This is a genomic window from Mesorhizobium sp. M7A.F.Ca.MR.362.00.0.0, assembly GCF_004023175.1.
GTDB lineage: Bacteria > Pseudomonadota > Alphaproteobacteria > Rhizobiales > Rhizobiaceae > Mesorhizobium.
In genome coordinates this window covers 5,209-9,930 of record NZ_RZTF01000127.1, presented here as the reverse complement: position 1 = coordinate 9,930, position 4,722 = coordinate 5,209, and the positions used below count along the sequence as shown (strand labels likewise).

The window sequence follows — 4,722 nt, the reverse complement described above, 5'->3', positions numbered from 1 at the left end:
ATACTTTATCTCGAAGCCCAGAAAAGCCTTGCATCGTCCCTCCGTAATGGATGATGCATTTTATTTTATTTTGGTCAAGAGGTTCGGAACCATTTCAGAGGCCGCGTGTCCCGACATAAATCGAGTAAAGAGACGAGGCAGCGGCTATGAACAGGCGATTGCGCTTGGGCCGCCAAACGTCAGGTTTGTGACGGGTTTCCGGGACCGCAATCTTACCGATTAATTCCCCCTCGGGGCTGATGCAGTGAACACCATCAGCCGCCCTTGTCCAGATATTGCCATCGAGGTCCACGCGGAACCCGTCAGGCACCCCGGCATCGATCACGGCGAATGTCCGGCGGTTGCCAAGCCCACCATCGGCCGCTACGTCAAAAGCTAGGATCTCATGTGCGCCACCCAGGCGTGTGCGTCGCGCCTGAGTCGGCAACGAAAGGATTTTCTCGGTGGGCGAGAAGGCCAGACCATTGGGCTTGTCCAGTTTGTCCGTGGCGATCGCCAGCTTGCCATCGAGGGGATCAAGGCGGAAAACGCAGCGGCGCCCAAGCTGGAGGCGCGGTTTCCTGTGTAATCGCTGAGAATTCCATAATCCGGGTCGGTAAACCAGATCGAATCATCCGAGCGTACGACGATGTCGTTTGGCGAGTTGAGCTGCTTTCCATCGTAGCTATCGGCGAGAACGGTCTGCCTCCCGTCAAGTTCGGTGCGGACGACGCGACGATTGCCGCTCTCGCAGGTGAGCAGACGCCCTTGGCGGTCCCGGGTGTTGCCATTGGCGTTGCCGGACGGATGGCGAAAGACGACCGGTGGCTGCCCTTTGGCGACAGTAATATTTGCTCTGCCGGAACGTCGCTAAGAAGGAGAATCTCGAGATCCGCAAAACAGACCGGACCCTCCGCCCACATCATACCGGTGTGAAGACGCTCCAATGGCGCATTGGCCACGACATAGCGCCGGAAGCCTTAAAAATTCAGGATCGAAATTTCTTCTGCACTTTTTCCACCACCCGAGGTGAATTGGTTTGACCCCCGCAATTTCTAATTGACAGGCGCCGCTTCTCAATGCCTAATTTTATATAATGCATTATCTTGCCGAGCAAACTCCATAAATGTGGTTGCTCAACATCAACGCTGAGACGGTCCAAACACCCTTCATGACAGCTGCAAGAGTTGAACCCCGGTCGACCGCTCTGGCGTCCGACACCGCCCCCGGAATGCTGTCTGGCCTTCGAGTGATCGAGGTGGCGGACGAGACGGCGGAGTATTGCGGCCTGCTGCTTGCAGGACTCGGCGCCGAGGTGATCAAGATCGAACCAGCAGGCGGCAGCCCGACGAGGCGCATCGCCCCGTTCTGTTCTGAGGAGCCCGACCCCGAAAAGTCGCTCTATTTCTGGGCATACAACCGCGGCAAGAAATCCGCCGTCGCCGATCTGGATACCGCAGGCGGTCGCGAGATGTTGGTCCAGCTCCTGGGTACTGCCGACATCCTGCTGGATGCTAGCTGCGGCATGTTGAATGAACAGCTTGGGCTGACCCGCGAAGCCTTGGCGGCGCGGTACCCCTCGCTCGTCATCGCCCGCATGACGCCTTTCGGCGATGACGGCCCTTGGAGTACCTTCAAGGGGTCGGACCTGGTTCATCTGGCGCTCGGCGGCGTCATGATGAATTGCGGCTACGATCCGGATCCATCGGAACAGTACGACCTACCGCCTATCGCACCGCAAATCTGGCATGCCTACCATATTGCCGGTGAGCAACTCATGATTGGCATTCTTGCCGCTCTGATCGAGCGGACCACCTCGGGTCTCGGTCAGGATATCTCCTGTGCCATCCATGAGGCGGTAGCCAAGAGCACCGAGATCGATCTGATGTCATGGGTGATGCGCCGAGCGCCGCTCCATCGTCTGACATGCCGTCATGCCCTGGAGGCAGTGTCGCGTGTCCCCAACATCAGTCACACCAAAGATGGTCGCTGGTACATGACCTGGGGTGTTGGCGCCCGTGACAAGGCCAATCTCGTGCCGTTCCTCGAGCGTTTCGACATGGCTGCGGACCTCGAGGCGCCCACAGCCGATGCGGACTTTAACGCACGCAGCGTCCCGGGCTCGTCGAAGATGGACGACGCCACCTCGCACACGCTGGAAGTGGTTCAGCGTTTCGTCCGCGCCCACACATATGACGCGACGCCCTGGCAAGAAGCTCAGGCAGCGGGATTGCTCTGGGCACCGGTGCGCAAGCCGCATGAGAATGCACAAGACGAGCATTGGCTGAAGCGCGGCGCCATCACCAAGGTCGATCACCCTGAACTTGGGCGCAGCTTCCATTATGCCACAAGCAAATGGCTGAGTTCGGAAACACGATGGCAGGCCGGCAAGCGCGCGCCGCTGCGCGGTGAGCATACGGGCGAAGTGAGCAACACCTCAAGGCAGGCATCGCCAAAGGTAGCGGCAGAGGCGACCCTGAAACCGGCGCTCTCAGCACGCAATCGTCCCTTTCCTTTGCAGAACGTCCGCATCTTTGACTTCTCATGGTTTCTTGCTTCGGCGGGCGGAACGCGCTTTGCTGCTGCGCTTGGCGCCGAGTGCATCAAGGTCGAATGGAAGGAAAACCCAGACACACGCCTCGCCGCAATGGCACCCGTTGGCGGCCGCACGGCGCGCGAGGCCGCGACCGGCCCACTGCCGGGCGTCAGCGATCCCGACATGGGCGGCCAGTTCAACAATAAGAACACGGGCAAGCGCGGGCTCTCGCTCAATATCCGCCACCCGAAAGGTATCGATATCGCCAAGCGGCTGATCGCAATCTCCGACGTCGTCGCCGAAGGCTTCTCTCCGGGCGTCCTCGATCGGTTAGGCCTGGGGTATGACGTCCTGCGCAGCATCCGTCCCGATATCATCTACGTCCAGCAGTCCGGCATGGGCAGTTACGGCACCTATGGCCGACTGCGCACCGTTGGGCCTATCGCTGCCTCGTTTGCTGGGATGAACGAGATGTCCGGTCTTGCCGAACCGGCGATGCCTGCCGGGTGGGGGTATTCCTATCTCGACTGGATGGGGGCCTATGGCTTCGCCCAATCGCTCCTCGGTGCGCTGTACTACCGCTCGGTCACCGGCAAGGGTCAGCATATCGATGCGTCCCAATGCGAAGCGGGCATCTTCCTTGCCAGCCAGGCCATCCTCGATTGGTCGGCAAACGGGCGAGTGTGGCAGCGTACCGGCAACCGCTCCCCTTATGGCAATGCCGCGCCGCATGGCGCCTATCGTTGCCAGGGGGCGGATCGCTGGATCGCGATCTCGTGCTGCGACCAGCGGTCATGGGCGGCGCTCGCCCATGCCGCGGGCCATCCTGAATGGCTAACCGATCCACGCTTCGCCAATATTGCGGCTCGTCTTGTCAACCAGGATGCACTGGACAAGGTGGTTGGAACGTGGACCGAGGGCGTTGAGGCCTATGACTGCATGAGCCGCTTGCAAGCAGCTGGCGTGGCCGCTGGCGTATGCCAGACGGCGGAGGATCGCTGCGATCACGATCCGCAGTTGCGGAGGTTGGAGTGGCTGACCGAAGTGCCTGGGACAAGGATCGGGACGTGGCCCGTGGCCGAAGTGCCGTTCAAACTTGGCCGCACACCCGCGCATGCAGGCGGATTGATCAACCGCGGAGCGCCTTGTTACGGCGAAGACAACGAATATGTCCTCGGTGAACTCCTCGGCCACTCAACAGCACAGATCCGCTCGTTCAAGCACGAGGGCGTTATTTGACCTCGGCAAGAATCCCAGGCGGATCAAGCCAAACAACCAGATGGATAACAATCAGATGACCAGCAAGCAGCGAAACAGCGTCGCCGACGGTACAGCGGCACGTGAACGCGTCGGTACGCGCTACCGTGATCCCGCTCTCGCCGAAGAATTGTCCCACGTCACTTGGAACAGCACGCTGGATGTGATGCTGTCGCACCGGTCGGTGCGCTACTACCTCGACCAGCCCCTTCCCGCAAATACCCTTGAGCTCGTCGTGGCGGCCGCACAGTCGGCGGCTTCAACTTCCAACCTCCAAGCTTGGAGCGTCATTGCGGTCGAGGACAAGGATCGCAAGGCGCGGCTGGCCGGCTACGCCGCGGACCAGAAGCACATCCATGACGCGCCGCTGCTGCTCGTTTTCGTCGCCGATCTGGCTCGCCTGCGTGCGATCAGCGATGAGCGGGGACATGCCGGTGTCGCACTCGATTACATCGAGGCATTCATCTTTGCCATCGCGGACGCCGCGTTCGCAGCGCAGAATGCCGCTGTTGCAATCGAGTCGCTCGGCCTCGGCTGCTGCTACATAGGCGCGATGCGTAACGACCCTCAGGCCGTCGCCAACGAACTGGGACTGCCCGACGAATCGATGGTCGTGTTCGGCATGACAGTCGGCCGCCCCGATCCGGCGGTGGCAACAGACGTCAAGCCGCGCCTGCCGCAAGGCATAATCCTCCACCGCGAGCGGTATACCCAAATCGACCCGGAGCTTATGGCGGCCTACGAGGCACGCATGCGGGAATTCCAGGCCGAACAGAACATGCGCAACATCGACTGGACTGAACAGACCGCGGCGCGGATAAAGGACGTTGCTGCACTGACCGGCAGGCACGTGCTCACGGACTTCCTGAAGGCGCGGGGATTTGGGCTCAAATAGCTGCGGTTGCGCGCGCCAATGTTGACTGAGAGACAGGGGCTGCGAATTCGTCAGG

2 protein-coding genes and 1 pseudogene are annotated in these 4,722 nt (G+C 60.7%); 2 read left to right on the top strand and 1 reads right to left on the bottom strand.

The features are described from left to right. Nucleotides 1–94 precede the first annotated feature (94 nt). A pseudogene (locus EOC06_RS17165) lies at nt 95–941 on the bottom strand (SMP-30/gluconolactonase/LRE family protein). Nucleotides 942–1,105: 164 nt separating this feature from the next. Between EOC06_RS17165 and EOC06_RS17160 the strand changes: the two are divergent. Further along, nucleotides 1,106–3,754, top strand: coding sequence for a CaiB/BaiF CoA-transferase family protein (locus EOC06_RS17160; RefSeq protein WP_206631201.1), 2,649 nt, complete (start codon nt 1,106–1,108; stop codon nt 3,752–3,754). A gap of 55 nt (nt 3,755–3,809) precedes the next feature. Then, nucleotides 3,810–4,667, top strand: coding sequence for a nitroreductase family protein (locus EOC06_RS17155; RefSeq protein WP_024504898.1), 858 nt, complete (start codon nt 3,810–3,812; stop codon nt 4,665–4,667). Nucleotides 4,668–4,722 lie beyond the last annotated feature (55 nt).